Source organism: Lentisalinibacter sediminis, assembly GCF_040706615.1.
In the GTDB taxonomy this organism is placed as follows: Bacteria; Pseudomonadota; Gammaproteobacteria; order Steroidobacterales; family Woeseiaceae; genus Lentisalinibacter; species Lentisalinibacter sediminis.
This window is the reverse complement of sequence record NZ_JAPDRF010000001.1, coordinates 116,541-139,885: the sequence shown is the minus strand read 5'-3', so window position 1 is coordinate 139,885 and position 23,345 is coordinate 116,541. Positions and strand designations below refer to the sequence as shown.

Here is a 23,345-nt window from a genome sequence, read left to right as displayed (position 1 = left end):
GTCAGGCGGCCCGCGGCAGCGCCGTCAGGGCCTCCTCCACCACTTGCACACCGGCATCGTGGCGGTGGGCGTTCTCGCTGAGCGTCCGCCGCCAGTGCTTCGCGCCCGGGCAGCCGGCGAACAACCCGATCATGTGCCGGGTCACGTGATGCAGCCGGCCGCCGGCGGCCAGATGCGCCTCGATGTAAGGCAGCATCCGCTCCACCACGGCGTGACGGCTGGCGGGTACCGCGGCCGGATCGCCCAGTGCGCGCTCGAGTTCCGCCAGGACCCAGGGTGTGTGGTAGGCCGCGCGGCCGAGCATCACGCCGTCCACGCGATCGAGCTGTGCGCGGGCTTCTTCCACCGACGTAATGCCGCCATTGATCACGATCTCGAACTCCGGGTAGCGCTCCTTCAGCCGATACACCCGGTCATAGTTCAGCGGCGGCACCGTGCGGTTCTCCTTCGGGCTGAGACCGGCCAGGATCGCGATTCGTGCATGCACGATGAACGAGGTGCAGCCAGCCCCGGCGACCGTCTCGATGAAGCGCAGGAAGAAGTCGTCGCTGTCCTTGTCGTCGATGCCGAGACGGGTCTTCACCGTCACCGGCATATCCACGGCCTCTGACATCGCCCGCCAGCAGTCTGCCACCAGCTCCGGCCGATCCATCAGGCAGGCGCCGAACTGTCCGTCCTGTACCCGGTCGCTCGGGCAGCCCACGTTGATATTGACGGCGTCGTAGCCTGCGTGGACGCCGAGGCGTGCAGCGCCTGCCATCTTGGCCGGGTCGCAGCCACCGACCTGAAGCACCACGGGTTTCTCGGCGGGGTCGAAGGCCAGCAGGCGGTCGGCGTCGCCATGGGCAAGGGCTTCCGCTGTCACCATCTCCGTGTAGAGGAGCGCCGAGGGAGACAGCAGGCGGTGGAAGTACCGGCAATGGCGGTCCGTCCAATCCATCATCGGCGCAACCTGTATTTCTCGGCGATGTGGGCAATTATTCATTTGGCTATTTTATTAGGAATGGCACAGGGATGCGTAGCGAACAGGCTCTTGTCCAGTACCCGTTCGTCGAATACACGATACGGCGATCCACATCGCCCGTGTCTTGCCCTACCTACGGTACGTTTGACCGCAGACTTCGCGCTCATCTGACCACTCCAACTTCCGGTCAAAACGAACAGGCAATCGGGTGAATCCAAAATGGCCGCGCCTGATCTTCGGCGATTTCCCTGATGCCAGTGACCCCGGATATGTTGGACACCGTACCGACCGGATTTCGCGATTTGACTATCTTGTAGTTTCACCCTGCATCTACCAGAGTTCATCGCAAGAGGCAGACTCCAGAATCGGCAATCCTTTGGGAATCCGCTTATGGACAGGAATCAGTTCGAATGTCATGCGCTTGAATAACGCAATGGGCTTCAAAAGAGATTAATGATCCGTCCTCAGCCAACAGGAGATTGGAACGATGAATAACAGAATCTTGGCTGCTGCCTTGCTTGTCGTCGGCTTAATTCTGCTTTTCTTCGCGTATCAGTCATCCCAAAGCCTGGGCGACCAGGTAACGGAGGCCCTCACCGGACGCTTCACTGACTCCACCACCTGGTTGCTGATCCTCGGCGCGGCTTCCGCGGTGGCCGGTGTTGGGCTACTGCTGCTTGGTAAATCGGCTAACAAATCAGGCTAATGGGCATGCATGACGGGCCCTTGCGGAGCCAGGATACCAGTAGCAGGGCGTCCAGATAGCAGACGCGACTCGTCTGAACATATTGTTCAAACGCCGGACAGGGTTGCCGGATGGCCCACGGCCATTTGGACTTCTGAGGGAGCTTCCCGCAAACGCCGATCATACGCCCTCCATCGAGCGCATCATGTCAATTGCTGCTTGGTGCTCTAAGGCACAGACAGACCAGCGCGATTCATACAGAGTCAGCGCATCGAGAGTGCCAGGGGACGATCCCGGGCGACGGATAGTCGCAGGACGTGTCTGGCAGCACGAAGAAGGAACCCGTCTTGGCCACTCTGCCGCACCCACAACACCCGAACGACCTGATCGCCGCGCTCCCGCGCAGGCAGCAGGCCGTTTTTGTGAGCGGCTGTGAACCCACCGAATTGCTGCTCGGCGACGTGCTGTGCGAGGCCGGACAACGCTCACGCTACGCCTATTTTCCACACAGCGGCTTGATCTCCCAGGTGACGGCGCTGGACGGACACAAACCCCTCGACATGGGACTGATCGGACGGGAGGGCATGCTGGGCGCCACGGTGCTGCTCGGCGTTGACGAGGTGCCGATGCGGGCTGTCGTCCAGAGCCCGGGCATTGCCATGCGCATTCCGGTTGGCCTGCTGCGTCGGGAACTGCACAACAGCCGGGGACTGCGAAAAGTTTTGGGGCGATATCTGTATCTCCGGCTGCTGGAAGTTTCGCTGAATGCGGCTTGCACGCGTTTTCACCAGATCGATCAGCGGCTCGCCCGCTTGCTCCTGCTAACCCATGATCGCAGCCGCACCGGAAGTTTCCACCTCACTCACGAGGCCCTGGCCGATATGCTGGGGGTCCGTCGGAGCGGCGTGACCGTGGCGGCCGGAACGCTGCAGGCGGCCGGGGTCATCGGCTATTCCCGGGGGGAGATCACGATCCTCGATCGTCCCGCCTTGGAATCCGCATCGTGCGAGTGCTTCGGGAAGCTGAACGGGCGCCGGGACCAGCTTCAGGGACGTAACCTTCAGGGGCAGTCCTGATCGGGGATATCAGGGCGAGGGTCGAATCAGCGCAATCAAGGGCAGGGTCAGGGAGAATGCCGGGCATTGAGACTCCGGCAAGGATCGCTCGCCGTATCGTGACGGCGCGGTCAGGGACACTTCTGTACGTCAGCGTACACAGGGAGTCCGAAGATCGTACAATAGAGGGCAGGTATCGACCGGAGCCGCTCCATGCCCGCTGGCCGTACCGTCCAGCAGAATTCTCTTCTGGCCGCCCTCCCCGCGCCGGTGCGGGAGCGATTGGCTCCGAACCTGAAACTGGTGGTCATGCCGCTGGGCAAGGTCCTGTACGAGTCGGGAGACAAAGTCCGGGACGTCTACTTTCCGACAGACTCGATTGTCTCCCTGCTGTACGTAATGGAAAGCGGTGCCTCGGCGGAAATCTCGGTGATAGGCAACGAAGGGATCACCGGCGTGGCGCTGTTCATGGGTGGTGAGTCCACGCCGAGCCGGGCGATCGTGCAGAGTGCCGGCCACGCCTATCGGCTCCCCGGGCCGGCGCTCATGGCCGAGTTCAATCGCCATGGCGAACTGCAGCACTACATGCTTCGTTATACGCAGGCGCTGATCACCCAGATGGCACAGACGGCGGTGTGCAATCGCCATCACAAAATCGACCAGCAGCTATGCCGCTGGCTGCTGCTCTCCCTGGACCGCCTGCCGGACAACCGGCTGGTCATGACCCAGGAACTGATCGCCAATATGCTCGGCGTACGTCGTGAAGGGGTCACCGAAGCCGCCCACAGACTCCAGGAGCTGGGCATCATCGACTACCACCGTGGCCACATCACCGTGCTGGACAGGCCCACGCTGGAGCGCCATTGCTGCGAGTGTTATGCGGTGGTGAAGAAAGAAACCGACCGGCTACTGCCCTACTCCGCCGCCCCCTCCGGCAACTGAACCGGACCCGACCGTGCGGCACCGTCCCGGTGGCCGTCCGGGATCCGTCCCTGCGCCGCCCCGGCCTGCGTGCGCTTTCGCACAGACGGCTAATCGCCTTGTGCCCGACACTGACAGTTGCTCCCCGGGGGTCATACAACCGGCGGCGGGCAAGGGCTATGAAAATTTTGGAAACGTTACTGTGGGTCGCCGGCATAACCCTGCTCTGCTCCTACGTTGGCGCTCTCTTCTGGGGCGAGCAGCAGCGCCAGGAAGGGCTGGCCTCATTTGCAACGGCAACGGCAACGGCGCATCAGCCCGCAACCGAACAGTGGCTCGTTCCCCCGCCGGCGAACAAGCCGCGGCCCCGCGAGATTCCGCTCACTGCCGCAGCAACTCCGGCTGCGGATGCGGTGATCGCCGTGCTCCGGATCCCCGGCATCGCGCTGGAGGTGCCCGTCTATGAAGGCACTACGGCAGACGTGCTCCGTCGCGGTGCCGGGCTCGTTGAGGGCACGGCCTTTCCCGGCAGCTCTGGCAACGTCGGCATCGCCGCGCATCGTGATACCCATTTCCGGGCCTTGAAGGACGTAGCAGTCGGCGATCTCGTTGAGCTGAACACGCCGGAGAAGACCCGCTTCTATCGAATTACCGCATTGGAGGTCGTCGACCCGGGTGACGTGCATGTGCTCGACGATACTGGCGAGTCGATGCTTACGCTGGTGACCTGCTATCCATTCTATTTCGTCGGCAATGCACCACAGCGCTTCATCGTACACGCCGTTGTGACTATGCCGAGTGGTTTCATGTAGACAAGGAGGACGTGATGAAGATTACACACAGCAAAACTTTTGTATGCCTGACGGCAATGGCGCTCACCGCCTCATTGCCCGGTGTGGCCAACGCACAGCAAGAGCAGTTCCCGAGGGAACGGGAACAGGCGAAGAGCTGCGCCGAGGTGGACTGGAACGCGGACATGCTCCGCAACCACCCCCGACTGACCGAGGCGTGCCGTGAAGTCGTCATCGCCGGTGGCGAGAACTGGGCGCGGTTCGAGGCGAAGTTCGTGCGTGTCGAGCCGGACGGTAAGGTCACCTTCAGCATCCGCGACAGGCGCGACCGCCCCATCGAGGCCGTGACGTTGCAGCCTGCGATGAATCAGGTCGCCTACATCGACAATCGGGCTACCCCGTTTTCGCGGCTGCGTCGTGACCAGCTCGTCAATCTCTATGTCCCGGAGGGGACGTACGGTTTCGTGACCCAGCCCGGGGCACCGCCCGAGCAGGTCGCCGAGGTGACAACACCGGTAACGCCGCCGGCAGCGACTCGCGTCGCCGCTGCGGAGAGCCGTGCGGAAATGCTGCCGGCCACCGGCGGCCCGCTGCCGTGGTTCGCTCTTGGCGGACTCCTGTCGCTGCTGGGAGCCCTGGCCGTGCGCACCGGGCGCAGGACCTGAAGGCGGCCGTGGCGAGGTCATGACGAGCGGCACGCCGGGAGGTACAAGCGGCACATGAGCGAGACAGGGACGGTTCGAAGCCTTACGCCCGCCCCGGCTGCCAGCTCCGGGCCGAATCTGTTCGGCACGGAGCTGGCACTCCGGCTGTGCGAATTCTCCCCGCTGGGCGTCTGCGTGTCCGACACGGAGGGGCGATGCCTCTACGCGAACGCGGCATACCTCGCGATCACGGGACTGACGCAGGCACAGGCTCGCGGCGCGCGCTGGAGTGCGTCGCTGCAAGCGGATGACCGCGAACGGGTGAATACCAGGTGGCTGCATGCAGTCCGGACCAGGCAACCGTTTCAGACGGAGGTCCGCATCAGTCGACCGGATGGTCGCGCCATGTGGACGCGGCTGCATGCCTCGATCGCGCCGGACCGGCACGATTCCGACGCCATGCTTTTACTTTTTGAGGATATTGCGGAGCGCAAATCTGCCGAGGCTGTGTTGCAGCGGGCGGAAGCTGCGCTGTTCGCCGAGAAAGAGCGAGCGCTGGTGACGCTCGATTTCATTGGTGACGCCGTGCTGGTGACCGACCTGGCCGGAAACCTCACCTTCCTGAACCTGCAGGCAGAGACTCTGACCGGCTGGCCGCGCGAAGAGGCGCTGGGCCTGCCTCTGGAGCAGATCTTTCGCCTCATCGACGGGACGTCACGTGATACCGCTCCCAACCCGGCAGAGCGTGCCATCGCGGAAGACCGCACGGTCGGCCTGGCGATCGGCTGCGTGCTCCTGAGGCGCGATGGTACCGAGCTCGGCATCGAGGATTCTGCGGCCCCCATCCACGACCGTGACGGTGCCGTGACCGGCGCCGTGATCGTCTTCCGCGATGTGGTCCGGTCACGGCTGATGTCCGAGCGCATGGCCCACCTCGCGCTGCACGACCATCTGACCGGACTGGCCAATACGGTGCTGCTGCAGGAACGCCTGAACCAGGTGGTCAGCCTCGCACGCCGTCATCGTCAGAAGATCGCTCTCTTGTTCATCGACCTGAACTTGTTCAAGGCAGTCAATGATAGGTACGGCCACGATTTCGGCGACGAGGTGCTCAGGATGATCGCCCGCCGCCTCGAGGCTTGCGTGCGAGACAGCGACACCGTCTGCCGGCGGGGCGGTGACGAGTTCGTAATCCTGTTGACGGAGATCGCATGCCGGCGGGACGCGGCGCGGGTAGCCAGGTCGGTTCTGGCCGCCATTTCCGCGCCACTAACCATCGGTCACGAATGCGCCAGGGTCAGCGCCAGCATAGGCATCAGTTTCTATCCCGACCACGGTCACCACATCGACGCCTTGATGCGACGCGCCGATCTCGCCATGTACGACGTCAAAGCCGGCGGTCGTCAGGAGGGTTTCCGCTTCGCCCGGCGAACAGACACCCGAGCCTGGCCACAGTAGATTGCCGTTTTGGCCGAGCGCAGAGATTGCCCTACGTGTTCCAGGTCCGCATCACCACATCTCGCAGGAATGCATATGACGCACAGTAACCGAGACGCTAGCTATCCAGGCAAGACATCCACAATTATTGCGGAGCGGCTTGTCGGTCCAGCGAGACCTCCCGTTGAGCATTTTTCCGCGGCATTCGTCGCGTCGGCAAAGTTCATACTCTTATCTCCGCCTCATGCCAATCGCGCACGCTACGTGGCGAGGTTGAACGCGGCGCTGGTCGAGAAACCTGCCCCACCTGCCCTCCCGGCCATACAGGACTGGGAGAACGAGGGAGGGGCGCTGCCGTATTCCCAGGGGACTCCGAAGATTTCGGCGGACCGGTTGCGCCGCCGCAATCCGCCGCCCACTGGCGTTGTGCGCTCCAGCGCACCGATCGCGGAAGTGCCGCTGGGCCATGCTTGATCCGTGGCCGCGCCGGCAATGATCCCGCAATTCATGTGAGTTGATGATCGGCGAGGACCGTGCTGGTCGTCCGGTGCGCTCCCCCGGCCAGTGCCAGTTCCCATATTTCCCCAAGATAATCTTATGAACATTGCGAAATTGCTACTGCTTCTGACCGTGGTTTCGTTCGCGGTCACAGCCTGTGATACGAGTGACAGCGCGGCTGAGAATGCCGGCGAGGCTATCGACGAAGCGGGAGAAAATATGAAAGATGTCGCAAAAGACACCGGCAGCGCGATTGAAGATGCCTGTGAAGACATCAGGGACTCCGTCAACGCAGACGATGCCGATTGCTGAAGAACGGCCATTTCCCGGACTTGCGGTGGCGAGCGATTGGAGCGCGGCGGCGATACAGGAGCCGCAGACCGCCCAGTTGCGCACCGGCAATTAAGATACACTTCACCGCGGTGCGCGCTGTATGTACGATGGCGCACGGACGGGAACATGCCCGGGCAATAGCCTGTCAGGATCGCACGCAGCCCACGGGTAATCTCAATGCCGACCTGCCCTGCCCCGGAACAGAACCACCTGCTCGCCGCCTTGCCGAAGGAAGCGCAGGTACGCCTGTTTTCGCATCTCGAACTGATGGAGATGCCCCTCGGCAAGGTTCTCTACGAATCGGGCGAGTCGTCGCGGCAGGTCTATTTTCCGACTGACTCGATCATATCCCTGCTGTACGTGATGGAAAACGGCGCATCGGCCGAGATCTCCGTAGTCGGCAACGAGGGTATCGTCGGCATCGCGGTGTTTATGGGCGGCGAGAGCACCACCAGCCGCGCAATCGTCCAGAGCGGGGGCCACGCTTATCGGCTGGCCGGCCAGCTGCTAAAGGACGAGTTCAACCGACATGGCGACCTGCAGGTGCTGATGCTGCGCTATACCCAGGCGCTGATCACGCAGATGGCGCAGACCGCCGTCTGCAACCGCCATCACAGTATCGACCAGCAACTCTGCCGCTGGCTGCTGCTATCCCTCGACCGGTTGAGGTCGAGTGAATTGACCATGACGCAGGAACTGATCGCCAACATGCTCGGCGTGCGCAGGGAAGGCGTTACCGAAGCCGCGGGCAAGTTGCAACGACTCGGCGTCATCGCCTATCACCGCGGGCGCATCGAAGTGCTGGACCGTGAAAGACTCGAGGGGCTGAGCTGTGAATGCTATGCGGTGGTCAGGAAAGAGACCGACCGCCTGCTGCCGCACCCAAGAAACTGGACGGCCCCGTTAGGTTCGACAGCGCACAGATAGCGGCCGTCGATACGGTTATCTTCAACGCTGAAGGCAGTCGAACACTGCGAGCCCATTGCCACGCATGGCGCGTGGCGCACCTCGCAGCCACCCCTCCAGGAGTCGGATCATGAAGAATACGAACAGCGTCGTAATAGCCCTCACGCTCGCAGCCATGCTGGTGAGCTCACTGCCCGCCCGTGCGGGGATTGTGGGCACGGAACAGATGGTGGCGCAGGAAACCCGGGCGCATACGCTGGACCGAATCGAGTTGATACTCGCGCAGGAGACGGTCGCCTCCCAGCTCTCGGACTGGGGCGTGGCACCCGAAATGGTCCGGGCGCGAATGGCGGCAATGTCGGACGTCGAGCTGCAGCAGCTGGCGACCAGCATGGAGACTGATCCCGCCGGCGGCGTACTGGCCGTGATCGGCGTGGTATTCGTGGTCCTGTTCATTCTCGAACTGACAGGCGTCACCAATATTTTCACCCGAATCTGAATTCCTGGTTCGCGACAGCCGCTGCAGCGGGCAAACGCTGCAGTGGCCCGGTCGCGCTTTGCCGTGCGTGCCAAATCCCAGATAATCCTGATACTGGCGGCCATCACCCAGCTTATGCTGAGCGCCTGCGCTGTCGGCCCCGAGCGCCAGGTACTCCGCGAGGCCGGGTCCCCGGTCGAGGTCTTCCGGGTACCCTTCTTCCCGCAGGATGAATACCAGTGCGGCCCGGCGGCGCTCGCCACCGTGCTGAACCACAGCGGCGTCGATGTGACGCCTGCGCAACTGGTTTCACACGTCTACGTACCCGAGCGCCGCGGCAGTCTTCAGGCCGAAATGCTCGCGGCGGCACGAACTCACGGGCGCGTCCCCTACGTGTTACCCCAGTCCCTCGCACCGATACTCGCGGAGCTGCGCGCCGGGCACCCCGTGCTGTTGCTGCAGAACCTCGGCCTGGATCGGTGGCCGGTGTGGCATTACGCAGTACTGATAGGGTTCGACCCAGCAGCGGAGAAACTCCTGTTGCGCTCCGGCATTACCCGCCGCGCGGAGACAGGAGCCGTTCCGTTCCTCACCAGCTGGGACCGTGGCGGGCGCTGGGCCATGATAGCGGTCGAAGCCGGCGAACCGCCCGCCAGCGCCGATGTGCTCGGCTGGCTCCGCGCGGTGGCACCCTTCGAGTCGACGGGGCACCTCGAGCTCGCCGCGGAGGGTTACACGGCGGCCGTTGCGCGCTGGCCGGGAGAGGCCATGGCTTGGACGGCGCTGGGAAACGTGCGCTACCTGCAGCGCGACCTGGCGGCGGCCGCATCCGCCTACCGGCATGCGCTCGAGTTGGAACCGGACTTTCGCACGGCCCGCAACAATCTTGCGCAGACCCTTGCCGAACTCGCGAACGCGGGGGATGGGGCCAGGCAGGAAACGAATGCCGGTTCAATGGAATCCGCCGGCAGTCCCTAGGGCCTTCCCCGCGGGCAGAGTACCTGACTCCGAAAGTCCACCTGCGGGCGAAGCCATCGGTGCGAGACCGCACAGAGGGAAAGGCGGAAAAGGAACACAATTTCAATCTGGGGGAGGCCATAAACGCACTCCCACCGGACACACATCTAACGGAGCACAAGCATGCTGTACACAATTGCCGTCATCCTTCTCGTACTTTGGCTGCTCGGCTTGGTCTCCGGTACCACCATCGGCGGTTTCGTGCACGTGCTGCTGGTGATCGCGGTGGTCGTGGTGTTGTTACAGATCATCAGTGGCCGACGGTCCTTGTAGACTGGCCAACCGGAGCGCGCAGCTCGCAGGTGGCCTGCTGGCGCTCGGCCTGGCTGGCTGCGCGGCCTTGCCGATGGTGGAATTGGACGCACCCGTTCCCGCCGAAGTCGAGTTCCAGGGTGAGCACGGCACCGTCTCGGATGCGCGCGGCGAGCAGTTGCTCGGGCAGCTTGAACGGGAAACCCGAGGCCCCGATTTGTTGCGTAAGCACCTCGCCTACGAGCAGTCCATCGCCGTCGGCAGCCCGCTGGTGCTCGGGAACAAAGTCACGCTGCTGCAGAATGGCCCGGATACCCACGAGGCGATGCTGGAAGCAATCGGGGCGGCCGTCGACCACGTCAATCTCGAGACGTATATCTTTGACGATGGCGAGTTCGGCCAGGAGTTTGCCGCGTTGTTGCTGAAGAAGCAGGCCGCCGGTGTGCACGTCAACGTCATGTACGACAGCGTCGGCGGCCTCATGACGCCGCAGTCATTCTTTGACACGCTGCGCGAAGCCGGCATCGCGGTGCTGGAGTTCAATCCCGTGAACCCCCTTGCGAAAGACCCGAAGACCTGGCGGGTGAATAACCGCGATCATCGCAAGCAGCTGGTGGTCGACGGCCGCATCGCTTTTATCGGCGGCGTGAACATCAGCGTCGGTTACTCGAGTGTGCCGCTGGGCAAGCCGGCGTCGGGGCTGAAGGCCGCCGTTGCGCCCGACGATGGCAAGGGCTGGCGCGACACGCACATCCAGATCGAGGGGCCCGCGGTGGCCGAGTTCCAGCGGCTGTTCCTCGACTCGTGGACCCGGCAGGCCGAAGCCCCGCCGACGCCGAGGGACTACTATCCGGAGCTGTCCGCCGAGGGCGACGAGATCGTGCGCGCCATCGGCAGCCGATCGGACGAGCAAGCCAGCCCCATTTACATGACGCTGGTGTCCGCGATCTCACGCGCGGAGGCCGAGGTCCACCTGACGGTTGCCTACTTAGGGCCCGACCCGGTGCTGCGCAAGGCGCTGACCGACGCAGCGCAACGCGGCGTAAAGGTCAGGCTGGTATTGCCCAGCCATACCGATTCGGCGGCGATCTTCCACCTCGGCCGCTCGTATTACACGACGCTGCTGAAGGCCGGTGTGGAGATCCACGAGCGCCAGGGCGCGGTGATGCACGCCAAGACCGCCGTCATCGACGGCGTGTGGTCGACCATCGGTTCGAGCAATCTCGACTGGCGCAGCTTCCTGCATAACGACGAGATCAACGCGGTGGTGCTGGGCGGAAAGTTTGCCCGGCAGATGAACGCGATGTTCGCGGAAGACCTGGCGGAGTCCGAGCAGATAGTGCTCGCGGAGTGGCGGCGCCGCTCCCTGTGGCTGCGTATCAAGGAGCGCTTCGCGCGACTCGGCGCCTACTGGCTGTAGCAGCGCCCGGCTCAACCAATCCCCCGGGCGCGTGGTTTCTCGTCTGCGTCCCGGATCCAGGGTGCTGCCCCTCAACCGCGTCGCGGCGAGACGGGCTCAGAGCTTACTTTGCACCCTTCTTGACCTTGCCCTTGAGCTTGCCCCAGGCCTTCTGAATGGATCCCTTGGCCTGCTCGCGCTCGCCCTCGCGCTCCATTTTATGATTGCCCGTGGCACGACCGGTCACTTCCTTGACCTTGCCTTTGCCCTTGTGCAATTCGCCTTTGACCTGTTGCTTGTTCATGATTACTGCCTGTTTGCGGTGGTGGTTGGTAAAAAAACGGCCCGCCGGGCCTGCGCCCGACGGGCCCGAACATTGCCAGAAGACTCAACTGGTGCTGGAAAGCGTCGTTGCATTCGAGATGATCACCTCTACGCGGCGATTCTGCTGCCGGCCCGTAGCGGTATCGTTGCTGGACACCGGCGAGCCCTGACCGAGCCCGAGGGTGGTCAGGCGATTCGCCTGCACGCCGCGGCTGACCAGGTAGCTCTTCACCGACTCCGCACGACGCTGCGACAGAAACTGGTTCGACTCCTCGCTGCCCACGCTGTCGGTGTGGCCTTCGATCAGAACGGTCCGATCGTCGTACTCGTCGAGGAAGGCCGCCAGCTTGTCGAGGTTTGCCCCCGCGCCACCGGTCAGATCGGACTTGCCCGTGGCGAAGAGAAGATCGCCCAGGGTGACGACCAGGCCGCGATCGGTCTCACGGGCATTGAGCTCAGTGATCTGGCGCTGCAGTTCCTGGCGCGCTGCCCTGGAAGCAGCAACCTCGTCGCGTGCGCTGGATGCGTCCGCCCTGGCCGACTCGGCGTCGGCGCGAGCGGACTGCGCATCACTGCGCGCGCGGTCGGCTTCCTGTGTACGGGCCTCGAGACGGGCGCGCTCGCTCTTCTCGCTCAGGGACTGACGCTGGTCCTCGTACTGACGGCTCTGGGCGCGCGCGCGGGCAATCTCGACCTTCTGGTCGGCCAGCAATACCAGGTGGGTAGCGTACTTGCCGTCCGGCGGAGGCGCTTCGGCTGCTTTGACCGCTGCCTCCGCTGCTCGCATCTCAACCGGCGCACGGGTGGCGAGTTGGGAATCGGACTGGAGTGCGGTCAGCTTGACGCGGGAATCGAGCGGTGCTTTCGGCGCCTCCGGCGTCGTCGCACAGGCAGACAGAAGGAAGAAACCCGCGACGACCAGCGCCGCTCGGCTTGATGTCATGGCTGTGGCGTTCATTGACTTTCTCCTGTGGCGCGCTGCATTTCCTGCTTCAGAGTGTCAATGCTCTGCTGCATGTCGTCGTTGACGGCCTTGGCCTTCAGCTCCTCGGCCCGGGCCAGGGCGACTTCGGCATGCGTGCGCGACTCGATGGCCAGGTATTCGGCATCGATCATCCGCTCTTCGCGCGCCGCGGTGTTGGCCGAAGCCAGCTTCGTGCGCGCCGTCGTGAGTTCGGAGGACGCATAATCGGCGACGCGGGCCTGTTCGGCATTGGAAATCGCCGACTCGGCTGCCTGCAGCGCCTGGGTTGGAGGCACAGGTGCCGTGGCACAGCCTGCCAGCACAAGAAGGCCGGCAGCGGACAGTGCAATGAAGAAAGGCGATCCGCGGATCGCCCGAATGGCGGGATGTTGTTTGTGCATGTCTGGTGTCCTGTGAAGAATGCGGGATGCCAGAGCATCCTCCGCCTTTGACACAGGGAGTTCTGTGCGGTGGCGCACCCGCGCCGGCCGCTCCGCGCAGGTCACACAGTGCCAGGCTCCGGCATCGGCCTTGTCGAAGCGACTTTCCGGCGGCTACGGTGGGCGCTCACGCCGGCCGCGCGGTCCGGGCCTTGCCGGTGGTCACCCATGTCAGCACCGCAAGTCCCGCCAGCGCGGAAACGATCGACCCCAGGAAGATACCGAGTTTGGCGCTGTCGATGAGGTCATCGCCAAAGGAAAGACCGGCAATAAACAATGCCATCGTGAAGCCTATCCCGGCGAGCAGAGCGCCGCCGGCGACCGTCGCCCAGCCGAGTTCCGGCGGGCGTATGGCAATCCCCGTGTGCACGGCCAACCAGCTGAACGCAAGGATACCGACGGGTTTGCCGACGACGAAGGCGACAATCACGGCGATCATGACGGCGCCGTCAAGACTGTCGAGAGAGAGTGTTACTCCAGCGTTGGCAAACGCGAACAAGGGCATGACGACAAAGCCGACCCAGGGATGCAACGCGATCTCCAAACGCTCGACAGGAGACAGTGTTTCGCGTGCCGCGACCTCCGCGACCTGGAGCGTCTGACGATCTTCAGTGCCGCCAACACCCTCCCCGCTGTCAGGATGTGCTATGACCTGATCGAGAATGGCGTACAACCGCTCGTCGCTGACCCATCTGCGCGCCGGCGTCATCAAACCGAGCACCACGCCGGTGATCGTCGGGTGAACTCCTGACGCGTCGACGGCAAGCCAGATCAGGGCGCCGATCAGAAAGTAGAGCGGAAAACCGCGGAAGCCTGAAAGCGCCATTGCACGCACCACGGCGATGCCAAGAGCAGCCAGGCCGAGGGGCAGGACAGCGATTTCACTGCTGTAGCCGACGGCAACAACGAGAATGGCACCTATGTCATCCACGATAGCCAGCGACAACATGAAAACCCGCAGAGACTGCGGAACGCGTGAGCCCAGCAACGCGAGACAGCCGATGACGAACGCGGTGTCGGTGGCCATCACCGTGCCCCAGCCGTGCTGGCCCGGTTGCCCTGCCTGCATCGTCAGATAGAGCAAGGCGGGCACCAGCATTCCTCCCAGTGCGGCCGATATCGATAGCGCTGCCATGCGCGGATTGCGCAATTCGCCGAGTACCAGCTCGCGCTTTAGCTCCAGTGAGACCAGAAAGAAGAACAGCGTCATCAGCGCATCGTTGATCCAATCTCTCAACGTGCGGGCGAACTCCCAGGTGCCCACCCGGAACCCGATCTGTGCTTCCCATAAATTGAAGAACGAATGGGCCCAGGGCGAATTGGCGAGGACGAGAGCGGCAACGAGGAAAACCAGAAGAACCGCGCCGCTTGAAGCCTCAATCGCCAGGAATTGCCTGACCGGCCTTGCGAGGCGATCGAGGAGTACGCTCGGAAGGCGATTCGTGTCGACGTCGCGATGCGGATGGCTTTTCACGATACCGGCCTGATCAGGCGATGCAGCGATTCAATGTGATGCGACCATGGCTAGGGGTGCAATCTGGGTAGTGTTCCCGGGAGTGATGTAAATCGAGGGCGGTGGTAGCGGCCATCGCGGGTCTCCGAAAACTGGATGTTGCGACACATTCAAAGAACGGAGAGGCACCACGATGACCGAGGATAGGATGGCATTGCTCGAGCTCGGTGAGAAGCACGCAGACGGAGATTTTCTGAGGGAGCTGGGGCAGTGGACGCTGCAGCGGCTGATGGAGCTGGAGGCTCAGATTTCGATTTATACAGAGAACTGACCCGGAACTTGCACTTAGTATTCGCCCGGATAATCTGCGCCAGGCGGCTGAGGCAGAACGTCAATTTGGCTAGCCATTCGGGCCAATCGGCGATACAAATATTCGGTGAACTCGGCTCAATACTCGGCGCAATTCAACAGCGTATTCGACTTGAGCCGCCTCCCGTGTTCGAGAAACTACCTCCGTGAGTCAGGCGACAGAGCGGATCTTTATCGCTCCGGCAGGATCATTAGTCGCCCGCGGATTCATCCAAAAAATCGGGGAGGTCGGCAAAGCCTTGGCGACGTCCAGTGATATCGAATATCAGAACTCTTTGCGTGCCCACCCTAAACGTTATCCCACCGATCAAGCTTCGTCATCACGAGACGTTTCGGTAATCCGCCCACTTCGCCTGAGTTGCGCGAACCGCTTCACGATCCTTTCGAAGAACCGCGGCGGCAACAAGCCATAGTCGTAACGGCCGGGTTGACCGGAAATTGGCCGCAAGTCATAGCCCGGCCAGGTAAAGACATTGACGTCATCGAGTACGACCCAGCAGGGATCGCTGTCCAGCCCCAAGTGTGCGGCTACTGGCCGGGGAATCTCAATCGCCGTTTCCGGATCGGAGTGCGGACTGTGCGTGATGGGTAACACGGCAACAAACGGTCGATCTTCCTCGGCGCGTTTCACAGCCATGACGACCGCGCAAGGTCGAGGCTTGCGACCCTCTGCGTGGCCGGCGGCTGCCTCATCGCTCCAGAGATAGGAATAAGAAACGACGAGGCCGACCTCCGGATCGGGGTATGCCATCGTCGCCGCTTCGCCTGCCGATCAGTCTTCGTTCAGGAGTTCGTTGAGATGATCATGGGCCGAATCCATCTGAGCTACCTCGATGGCATCGGCAATCTCAGCCGGCAAATTATCGAGCCTGTAGACGCGCCGCTCAAACGCACGCAGGCGCTCCAATTCGGCATATTCGCGGGCCGATACGAAATAGCCGCTGATCCGCCCGTGGCTCGTGATAGCCACCGGTTCCCGCTGTGCCTCTTCCTTGTAGCGCCCGAAACGTTTGGCAAATTCTGTGGCTGTGGTCGCGATCATAAAGGCGTCCTGAGTATCCGTATATTGCGGATAATACGGAATTTACGGCATAACGTCAATTATGGCTGATCTCACTCGAACAGCCCAGGTCGCAGCTGCTGACGATCTGACGCACACCTCAGTGCGATTCCGCAGACTCCACCCCGGCCGGATCGGCGAAGCCGTCCCATAACGTGCCCTGCCACCCCGTAATCATCCCGTTATCGTGACAGACCGGGCAATGCCAGTGGATGCTATCAAGGTCGTCCACGGCCGGATACGAAACCACGATACCAGGGCACGGACGATGCCCGGGCCGGCGACGGCAGCGGACTGTGGGCGGGCCGTCGATACCCGTCGTAGCATCCACAACGATGCTGGCAAAGTATTCTGCGAGCCGTCGAGCGCGAGGCAGCATCTCCGCCATGGCGCCGCTGGCCGTCAGGTAGTGCCGAAGATCGGTGACCCAAGTGTTACTCATAAGCGTAGCGTAATACGACCGTGTGGGGCGCAGCCCTCAATAATCTCATCGCCGGCGGCAGCGGCGATACCAGGGCGCTGTGGTCCTCGCTCGCCGATACAGTGAAGTTACCGCGAATTGCAATCAAGAAATTGGGGGACAAATTTGAACCGAGCTCTGCAATCCCTTTTTCCCGGTAAAACGTCGAGGAAGTCGGGTGCGACATCGGTGCGACTTCCGGATAGACTGAATTCGTAACTTTCTGATCCTAGATCGCTTTTCCGATCCCTTCCGTCCAATCCCTCATCGGTGCAACCTGAATTTCTCGGCGATGTGGGCGATTATTCATGTGGCTCATGGCATAGATCAAATCGTGGATGAATACATGAGCGCGACCCCATCACGTTCGCACAGTTGCCGTTCGCTCCAGAAAGAGCCTCACCTCCGGCGCGATTTCGATACCCTCCTTCTTCAGCCAGCTTGCCAGTGCCGACCAGTCTATGTTCTTCGACTGCTCTATTGCGACGAGCACAGCCTGCTCCAACGACTGCGGTTCCGACCAGACTACTGCCGCGATCAGTCTATCCATTACGGAATGTGTAGGCGTGATGATTCTCAGACGCCCGACAGAAGTCTCGAGGACTGTGCATTGCGACGGATCCACATAAGTACTGCCGAATCCGAGTGGGCCAGGCGGGAACTCGAGATACCAAGCGGTACGATGATGTTCGAACACTGAGAGCCGAGGCCTGCCTCTCCTTGCAAAGCCCAACGGCGACAGCGCACGCTCGGGGTCGTCGACCAGCGCATTCGTAACGAAATCGAGATCCTCGGACAGGTAGCGATTCGCCGAATAGATCGACACTGCTGCACCGCCCGACAGCGTCGCGACGATACCCGCATTCTCCAATGCCTCGGAGACAGCGGTCGCCAGCTCCGTCAAACTCGTGTCCTCCGAGATCATCGGACAAGCCTACCGCTTCCCATGCCTTCGGGGGCGGCGCCTTTCCCGGTAATATTTTCTGATTGTCTCTTCCGGGAGCCGCTCGAGCATCTCCCGCAGAAAGACTCTGAGGGCGTCGGAAACCGGACCCTGCTTGAAGTAGAAGACCCGCGTCGGGCCCTCCATTCGGCTGACCAGAAGTCCCAATTCCTCGAATTTGCGCAGCTGATTCTGAACCTGATTCAGAGAAATGCCGTAGGTTCTCGCCATTTCGGACGCGTAACCCCTGCCGTAGTTTTCCAGGTACATCAGTACTCGGTAGGCGGACTCGCTGCCGAACAAGCCGACTAAAGGACGTTCTGAGATCCGGGGTTGCTGCATGATACTCACCTACTTGTTGGGTGATTATACCTATTTCTTTGGTGGAATCTTCCCCGACCCATTTACCGACCACCTGTAGCGGAGCGCGGGATTTTTTCCCAGAGAAGTCGCGAGGCGAATTTTTCTATGCTGTCCCGGACCAGTCGGTCCTCTATCCCGCGAATTCGTGGATGAGCAGGTCACACCGCCGTCCCAAGAGGCGACGAGACTGGACTATGAGAGATCATCCAGAGCACCGTCTGCCACGATTATTCTCCTCTTCTTACGAAACGGCACCACGGACGGATCGTAGTTCTTCTGAATATCCCGAAATTGCTCTTCCAGGAACCGAAAAGCCGCCTGTTCTTCCTCGTCGATCAACGCGGCAAGCTCTGCCGAATCACCGGCAATACGCTGGCAGTCGGCGCAATACCGCCGAAACCTTACCGCATCGAGGGCGCGCTGGTCGGAGAAAACAAACTCGATGTTGCGCTCAACGCCCCGCTCTGTGCGCTGGATATACACCCTTTGTATTCCCTGGTCGTCAAATCGTTCCAGAAGTCGCGAATGACAGTTCCGAAGATACTCGTAATACCGACGTTGCAGCTCATCCAATTGAGGTTCCATGCCTCGTGCTTCCACACGCATATCCCAAAGCGATCCGCCTTTCTCCCGCTTGCCGTGATCGCTCCCCGCAACGTATCGATGCGGTATCAGCGACCGGATCCTCTCCGATCCGGCATTATCGAGCCTATCCGTCAGATATCTCGCGAGCGAGACAATCGTGGCATAGTGAAACTCCCCATCGATATTCAGTCTGGCCCAGCATGGGTACAGATCACCCTGAAAGGGACGTATCTCATACGCCGGATCCTCCGTCTTTCGCGCCTGCTCCTGGAACTCATGATCATGGCGGGCATATTCACCCACCGTCGCAAAATCCAGCAGCGTGACACCTTCTGCAAAGCACTCATTCAAAAAGAAATCATTGTCACCAATGCCTTGAAAGGGCAGAAGCGTGCTATTCAGCAGTAGATATTTTTCGTCATCGAATCCCTCCAACATTTCTCTCATTGCTTCCTCTGTATCGACGTCAAGTCCAAACAGGGAACGCAACACGGATTGGCGAACAAGAAACTTTCGCTCTTCGGGGATGCTCAGTCGATACTGCTCTTGCTGCGCAGGCGACCACGCGTAGTATTCGGGCTCGGCGCGGATGATCGCCCTGCGAAGGATTGCTTGGCGATCAGTCGAAGACAAGTTGCGGGTTTTCATATCTCAGTCGGGTTTGGCCCCATTGTCTCGGACGACCTGATCAGGCACATGGACTGACCTGGGTTTCCGGATACAGGCTGCTTCACATAGCAACAGTCGCATTCCTGTAATCCAATCAGTGATTCTGAAAGCTATAACGCCACACACTCGCGGAGCGACTTGATTTCGATATCCCGATAGCGCCCAAGTGCGAGCATCCCCCCGTCCGTGGTGACGATCAAATCAACGCGCCCCGTGCGAGCGCACTCGAGAATGCGATTGTCTGCTTCGTGGGCCAGAATCGTGATCGGACGCCGTGGACGAACCACACTACTCAGATCGCTCAGCAATAGTGCGATGCGCCCCAATTCGTCGGCGTCTCGCGCAAACTTTCGGGCCAGGACGGTCAGGAGTTCGTCGATGATCGGTCGGGAGATAACCAACTCACCCACGCCACCAAGTACTCGCCTGATCGCGGCATCCGCGTGGCTCCCGGGAAACACGAAAGCCGAAACGGATATGTTGGTATCGAAGACGACCCTCAATCGCTGAGGTACCGACGCAGGTCTTTCTCAGTAAGGACGCCCTTCTCACGCGCCTTCCTGCTCCAGAAACCCTGAACCCCGGCATACTCCCGCTTTAGGTACTCCCGATGCGCCAGTCGCAGCGCGTCCTGGACGACGGCGCTGACCGACTTACCCTCAGTTGCGGCGATCTCTTCGACCTGCTTCGCCAGGTCCGGTGGAAGTGAGATGGTCTTCTTGACTGCAGAACCTATGGTGACCACCCTCAGGCAGGGTATGAACGATTCATACTAAAGGACAATTATGCCAGAAGAGTCCAGTTGCCAGAAGAGTCCAGTTGTCTGTTGACCTGTAGAGAAAACTGACCCTGGATTTGCATTGGCTCTTTAGCCGGATAATCTGCGGCAGGAGACTCTGGCAGAACGTCTCTTTGGCGAGTCATCCGGGCCGGTCGACGATGCCAATATTCGGTGAATTCAGCGCAGCCCTAGTCCGACACGCTCGGGACGTGATCCTGCCGCCACGCCGGCACGATACAGGCACCGAGGCTCGCGCTCATCGTGACTATCCCGGCGATGATGAGTAACGTGTAGTTCCCGTTCCCGCCGATCAGCAGTCCCCCGACGAGCGGCCCGCTCGCGAGACCCATTTTCGAGGCGAATCCGCCGAGTGCCGCCATTCTGCCGGTTCGATCGAATTCGGCGGCGAGGCCGAGCAGATAGGGGATCACGAACGCCCAGGTAATGCCCATGGCGCAGTTCGCCAGCAGATAGATGCTGGCCACCTCGCTGTAGTTGAGTACCCAGAAGCCTGCGATCGTAAGAATCATGGCTACCACCAGGGGCATGGTGCGGCCGTAGCGCGTGTGTAGCACTATCACGAGGCCGGCGCCGACAATACCGATCCAGCCGGACAGCGCGAGCGTCCAGGTAATAAAATCCACGGTAAGTCCGGCCGCCTTGCCGAGACCGATGATGAACGCGAATAGGCCCATATTCGCGGCCTGGAACAGGAACGTAGCAAGGAGCGTCAGCGCCATCGGAATCAGCGCAGCCCCCGCGACTCCTTTCGCGCTCTGCAAACCCTGCGCTTCTGTTACTTCGTATTCATCCAGGAAGGGCACCATCGCCGCCGTGACCAAACTGAAGGCGATCAGCGAGAGGAACAATACATCCGTGCCGAAGATTGGCACGAGGCGCGGCAGATAGAGGTTTCCAAGCCCACCTAACCCGAACTGGATGACGAGAAGGACACCGAAGGTGCGATCCGGTGACGTCGCCCTGGCGATGACCGCAAAGCCAATGCCGACAAGCGCACCACCGACAACGCCATGCACGAAGCGCGTACCGATCATCAGTGCAGGCTGCTGCACGAGAATGGACAGGAGATCCATGGCGATCAACACGGCAAGCAGGGCATAAGCCACGGGCCGCCATCGGATCCTTCCAACAATGAAAACGATAATCAGCGCGCCCGCCGCAGCCCCGTACACATTGGCCGAACCGACAAAGCCCGCCTCCCCGTTGCTGAAACCGAGCCCCTCGATCAGCCCGTCGACGATCGCCGGCATAATGTTGACGTAGAACAGGCCGGCCGTTGCCAGAAAGGACATGAAGATCCTGGCGGCAGCGCCGTTCGGTTCCACCCTGCGAATGCCGGACCGCGTATTCGGGTCGGCGGTTGTCATCGACACATCGCTTCGATGGTGTCTGCCGTGCGCACGGCAGACCGCCAGCGGTGTACGTAGCCATCGGATGCGTAGTAGAAAATAACTCCGTTCGGCATCATCGCGATAGTGATCCCGCCAAAGCCGGACATGAACGGTATCCAGATGTCATGCTCGCAATCGATCACCTCGCGCACATTGAACGCCCACATGCTGTTGTTGTAGCGCAGCGTCGGGTTTCCGGCGAAAACACCCCTGTCGTCGGGATCACGCTGCAATGCGGCATCGAGCATCGCGGGATCCAGCATCGGTTCACCATCGATGCTCCCTCCCCGGTTCGCCAGCCAATCTGCGATTCGCAGCCAGTCATCGGCCTCAACGGTCAGGCCATAGCCGGCGAACGGCTGGGAGGTTTGGTCGTAAGTGCGCTTCGTAACGTCCAGCAGCGGACTCAGTCGCAGCCGACGCCACAGCGGTGTCAGTAGGTCTGCATAGACGTCGCTACCCCCCTCGACGACCTCGTCGAGCAACCGCTGAAGAGCGACACCCACGAGATAAGTATCGGACGTATGGTACGCAAACGTCGTTCCAGGCTCGGCACGCCGCTCGAAGTAGCCGCAGGAGAATTCGAGCTTCTCGCCGTGGCTGTCCGAGAAGACGAACTCCAGGTGCGGCGCCGAGTCCTCGTCGGCAGTGGGCCCTGGCTCGCTGAAGTTACCCGTCGCCATGTCGAGAGCATCCTCGATCGTCACGTCTTCCCATCGTGGAAGGTCGCATTCCGGGATCACCGAGGCGATCGTTCTTTGGCTGATCCCGGGGGCCAGATGCTCGGCCCGCATCAAGCCGACTCCCGCAAACATGGTCTTGGCGGTTGAGTAGGACGGCAGTGGCAGGACGTCGCAGTACGGGTAGATGCCGTGGCGGGTTTCACAGCCCCCGCGGTAGTGCACGCCGTCGACGAGGAAACCATAGACGCTGACGTCGGCCGGATTGACGCCATCCGCTAACAACAAGCCCTCGGTATTGCTGCCCGGCCAGGCCTCCGCGAGCGCGGCCAGCGGCCGAATCGGAAGCCGGGCCGCGGCGTGTCTGTCGACCCGCGCGATGGCGGCCGCCTCATCCTCGCCGGCCGTGGTCGGACTATACGCCGCCCGAGCTTTTCCCCAGAGGTCGAACTTGAAATAGGCGCAGGTCTCGCTGCTGATCTGGAACGCTACATTGGAGACTCGGCCGTCTCCGTCGTACAGCCATGTCATCACGCCGTTATGCGTACAGTTGGCGCTTCGCTCCTGGAGCGCAAACGGGATGGCCGCCCGGCTCCAGGGCCCGTCTTCCTTCCGGCGCCAGACCTTCCCCGGCTGCAAAGCAATTTCCCAATACGGATGCTCACGCCGGATGACACCCTGTCGGAGCGGTATCAGATCGCCACCCCGGCTCACGAATCCAAAATCGAACTCGGGCAGACGCCGGATCACATCACCCACGGTGTCCATGCGCCCATGCTCATCGTAGATCAGCTCGAACCCGTCGGCCACGACCGGACCATACAGTTGCAGCCGGCCGACGAATGCGTGTGGCTCTGCTCCCGTCGGTCCGCCTGGCCCGAACTCGCTCATGGACATCGGCGCCCGGATCGGCGCATCGCTCGTGAGAAGCTGCCGCGACACCCGCGGCTTCGGGGTCTTCCGGGCATCGCTGACGACGCTGCGCACGAACACGTTGTCGAGGTAGCAGGTGTCATCGGCACCGTCTCCGGCAACGCGGGCCACGAGCAGCATCATGCCGGCATCCGCCGGCACTTCCGCGGTGAAGAAACCCGCATGCAATGTGAAATTATCGTCCTGCCCGTCAACGACACGAACGGTGGTCTGCCAGCGATCTCCGCCATTAAACGACAGCTGCAGGAGGCATCGATCCTCGCTTTCGAGATCGTTTGCGGCGAACGCAGCGCCAACCGTCACGCGCCGCAGACCGGCCACATCGATCTCGGCGACGGCATAGGCCGATCGGGTCAGCCGCAAGGTGCGACTGCCCTGATAGTCGTTTATCGCAACATCTCCCTGCCCGCCGCCCGACCATCCCTCGGCGTCCCCGTCCTGGAAATCGTCGAAAAAGACGGTCTCCTGGGCTGCGGCGAGGAGCGGCACGCACACGAGTAGCACCAGGGACGGTAGGGAACCACGCATG

General features: G+C 61.7%; 27 protein-coding genes. 13 read left to right on the top strand and 14 right to left on the bottom strand.

What is annotated here, in order from left to right; all coding sequences use genetic code 11:
* Position 1 precedes the first annotated feature (1 nt).
* Positions 2 to 985, bottom strand: coding sequence for a tRNA dihydrouridine(20/20a) synthase DusA (gene dusA / locus ACJMKX_RS00685; RefSeq protein WP_405220001.1), 984 nt, complete (start codon positions 983 to 985; stop codon positions 2 to 4).
* A gap of 466 nt (positions 986 to 1,451) precedes the next feature.
* Here dusA and ACJMKX_RS00680 point away from each other — a divergent pair, with 466 nt between their 5' ends.
* The 12 genes from ACJMKX_RS00680 (at position 1,452) to ACJMKX_RS00625 (ending at position 11,401) form a co-directional block, all read left to right on the top strand.
* The gene (locus ACJMKX_RS00680) at positions 1,452 to 1,670 is read left to right on the top strand and encodes a DUF3185 family protein (protein ID WP_405219999.1); all 219 of its coding nucleotides are present in this window, start codon (positions 1,452 to 1,454) and stop codon (positions 1,668 to 1,670) included.
* Between the two features lie 326 nt (positions 1,671 to 1,996).
* A complete protein-coding gene (locus ACJMKX_RS00675; RefSeq protein ID WP_405219997.1) occupies positions 1,997 to 2,725 on the top strand; it encodes a Crp/Fnr family transcriptional regulator in 729 nt (242 codons plus the stop codon).
* A 192-nt stretch (positions 2,726 to 2,917) separates the two neighbouring features.
* A complete protein-coding gene (locus tag ACJMKX_RS00670) occupies positions 2,918 to 3,646 on the top strand; it encodes a Crp/Fnr family transcriptional regulator (protein WP_405219996.1) in 729 nt (242 codons plus the stop codon).
* Positions 3,647 to 3,804: 158 nt separating this feature from the next.
* Positions 3,805 to 4,437, top strand: coding sequence for a class D sortase (locus tag ACJMKX_RS00665; protein ID WP_405219994.1), 633 nt, complete (start codon positions 3,805 to 3,807; stop codon positions 4,435 to 4,437).
* Between the two features lie 14 nt (positions 4,438 to 4,451).
* Complete coding sequence (locus tag ACJMKX_RS00660; protein WP_405219992.1) at positions 4,452 to 5,081, top strand: hypothetical protein; 630 nt, start codon at positions 4,452 to 4,454, stop codon at positions 5,079 to 5,081.
* A 54-nt stretch (positions 5,082 to 5,135) separates the two neighbouring features.
* The gene (locus ACJMKX_RS00655) at positions 5,136 to 6,518 is read left to right on the top strand and encodes a diguanylate cyclase domain-containing protein (RefSeq protein WP_405219991.1); all 1,383 of its coding nucleotides are present in this window, start codon (positions 5,136 to 5,138) and stop codon (positions 6,516 to 6,518) included.
* Between the two features lie 576 nt (positions 6,519 to 7,094).
* Positions 7,095 to 7,307, top strand: coding sequence for a hypothetical protein (locus ACJMKX_RS00650; protein ID WP_405219989.1), 213 nt, complete (start codon positions 7,095 to 7,097; stop codon positions 7,305 to 7,307).
* A 198-nt stretch (positions 7,308 to 7,505) separates the two neighbouring features.
* The gene (locus ACJMKX_RS00645; RefSeq protein ID WP_405219987.1) at positions 7,506 to 8,255 is read left to right on the top strand and encodes a Crp/Fnr family transcriptional regulator; all 750 of its coding nucleotides are present in this window, start codon (positions 7,506 to 7,508) and stop codon (positions 8,253 to 8,255) included.
* 109 nt (positions 8,256 to 8,364) lie between these two features.
* Positions 8,365 to 8,733, top strand: coding sequence for a PA2779 family protein (locus tag ACJMKX_RS00640; RefSeq protein WP_405219985.1), 369 nt, complete (start codon positions 8,365 to 8,367; stop codon positions 8,731 to 8,733).
* A gap of 63 nt (positions 8,734 to 8,796) precedes the next feature.
* Positions 8,797 to 9,690, top strand: a complete 894-nt coding sequence (locus tag ACJMKX_RS00635; protein WP_405219983.1) for a PA2778 family cysteine peptidase — start codon at positions 8,797 to 8,799, stop codon at positions 9,688 to 9,690.
* Between the two features lie 162 nt (positions 9,691 to 9,852).
* Entirely contained in the window at positions 9,853 to 10,002 is a 150-nt protein-coding gene (locus ACJMKX_RS00630) for a lmo0937 family membrane protein (protein ID WP_405219981.1), read from the top strand.
* Positions 9,983 to 11,401 carry a phospholipase D-like domain-containing protein gene (locus ACJMKX_RS00625; protein ID WP_405219979.1) on the top strand — a complete coding sequence of 473 codons (1,419 nt, stop codon included), beginning with the start codon at positions 9,983 to 9,985 and terminating at the stop codon, positions 11,399 to 11,401. The genes ACJMKX_RS00630 and ACJMKX_RS00625 overlap by 20 nt, the downstream gene beginning before the upstream one ends.
* A gap of 103 nt (positions 11,402 to 11,504) precedes the next feature.
* On the opposite strand, the gene ACJMKX_RS00620 is transcribed toward ACJMKX_RS00625, so the two are convergent.
* From ACJMKX_RS00620 to nhaA, 4 genes are all read right to left on the bottom strand, one after another.
* Positions 11,505 to 11,684, bottom strand: a complete 180-nt coding sequence (locus tag ACJMKX_RS00620) for a CsbD family protein (RefSeq protein ID WP_405219977.1) — start codon at positions 11,682 to 11,684, stop codon at positions 11,505 to 11,507.
* 84 nt (positions 11,685 to 11,768) lie between these two features.
* Positions 11,769 to 12,662 (bottom strand): OmpA family protein, encoded by an 894-nt coding sequence (locus ACJMKX_RS00615; RefSeq protein WP_405219975.1) that lies wholly within the window; start codon positions 12,660 to 12,662, stop codon positions 11,769 to 11,771.
* A complete protein-coding gene (locus ACJMKX_RS00610) occupies positions 12,659 to 13,069 on the bottom strand; it encodes a DUF4398 domain-containing protein (protein ID WP_405219973.1) in 411 nt (136 codons plus the stop codon). The genes ACJMKX_RS00615 and ACJMKX_RS00610 overlap by 4 nt, the downstream gene beginning before the upstream one ends.
* A 166-nt stretch (positions 13,070 to 13,235) precedes the next feature.
* A complete protein-coding gene (gene nhaA, locus ACJMKX_RS00605) occupies positions 13,236 to 14,582 on the bottom strand; it encodes a Na+/H+ antiporter NhaA (RefSeq protein WP_405219971.1) in 1,347 nt (448 codons plus the stop codon).
* A 172-nt stretch (positions 14,583 to 14,754) separates the two neighbouring features.
* Here nhaA and ACJMKX_RS00600 point away from each other — a divergent pair, with 172 nt between their 5' ends.
* Positions 14,755 to 14,892 (top strand): hypothetical protein, encoded by a 138-nt coding sequence (locus ACJMKX_RS00600; protein WP_405219969.1) that lies wholly within the window; start codon positions 14,755 to 14,757, stop codon positions 14,890 to 14,892.
* A gap of 345 nt (positions 14,893 to 15,237) precedes the next feature.
* On the opposite strand, the gene ACJMKX_RS00595 is transcribed toward ACJMKX_RS00600, so the two are convergent.
* The 9 genes from ACJMKX_RS00595 to ACJMKX_RS00555 form a co-directional block, all read right to left on the bottom strand.
* Positions 15,238 to 15,681, bottom strand: a complete 444-nt coding sequence (locus ACJMKX_RS00595) for a growth inhibitor PemK (protein WP_405219967.1) — start codon at positions 15,679 to 15,681, stop codon at positions 15,238 to 15,240.
* 21 nt (positions 15,682 to 15,702) lie between these two features.
* The gene (locus tag ACJMKX_RS00590) at positions 15,703 to 15,972 is read right to left on the bottom strand and encodes a type II toxin-antitoxin system prevent-host-death family antitoxin (RefSeq protein WP_405219965.1); all 270 of its coding nucleotides are present in this window, start codon (positions 15,970 to 15,972) and stop codon (positions 15,703 to 15,705) included.
* Between the two features lie 839 nt (positions 15,973 to 16,811).
* Positions 16,812 to 17,354, bottom strand: coding sequence for a hypothetical protein (locus ACJMKX_RS00585; RefSeq protein ID WP_405219963.1), 543 nt, complete (start codon positions 17,352 to 17,354; stop codon positions 16,812 to 16,814).
* 30 nt (positions 17,355 to 17,384) lie between these two features.
* A complete protein-coding gene (locus tag ACJMKX_RS00580) occupies positions 17,385 to 17,735 on the bottom strand; it encodes a hypothetical protein (protein ID WP_405219961.1) in 351 nt (116 codons plus the stop codon).
* A 213-nt stretch (positions 17,736 to 17,948) separates the two neighbouring features.
* Positions 17,949 to 18,989, bottom strand: a complete 1,041-nt coding sequence (locus tag ACJMKX_RS00575; RefSeq protein ID WP_405219959.1) for a hypothetical protein — start codon at positions 18,987 to 18,989, stop codon at positions 17,949 to 17,951.
* 131 nt (positions 18,990 to 19,120) lie between these two features.
* Positions 19,121 to 19,513 carry a putative toxin-antitoxin system toxin component, PIN family gene (locus tag ACJMKX_RS00570; RefSeq protein WP_405219958.1) on the bottom strand — a complete coding sequence of 131 codons (393 nt, stop codon included), beginning with the start codon at positions 19,511 to 19,513 and terminating at the stop codon, positions 19,121 to 19,123.
* Complete coding sequence (locus ACJMKX_RS00565; protein WP_405219956.1) at positions 19,510 to 19,755, bottom strand: CopG family ribbon-helix-helix protein; 246 nt, start codon at positions 19,753 to 19,755, stop codon at positions 19,510 to 19,512. The genes ACJMKX_RS00570 and ACJMKX_RS00565 overlap by 4 nt, the downstream gene beginning before the upstream one ends.
* Positions 19,756 to 19,979: 224 nt before the next feature.
* Positions 19,980 to 21,179, bottom strand: coding sequence for an MFS transporter (locus tag ACJMKX_RS00560; protein WP_405219954.1), 1,200 nt, complete (start codon positions 21,177 to 21,179; stop codon positions 19,980 to 19,982).
* Positions 21,176 to 23,344 (bottom strand): serine hydrolase domain-containing protein, encoded by a 2,169-nt coding sequence (locus ACJMKX_RS00555; RefSeq protein WP_405219952.1) that lies wholly within the window; start codon positions 23,342 to 23,344, stop codon positions 21,176 to 21,178. The genes ACJMKX_RS00560 and ACJMKX_RS00555 overlap by 4 nt, the downstream gene beginning before the upstream one ends.
* Position 23,345 lies beyond the last annotated feature (1 nt).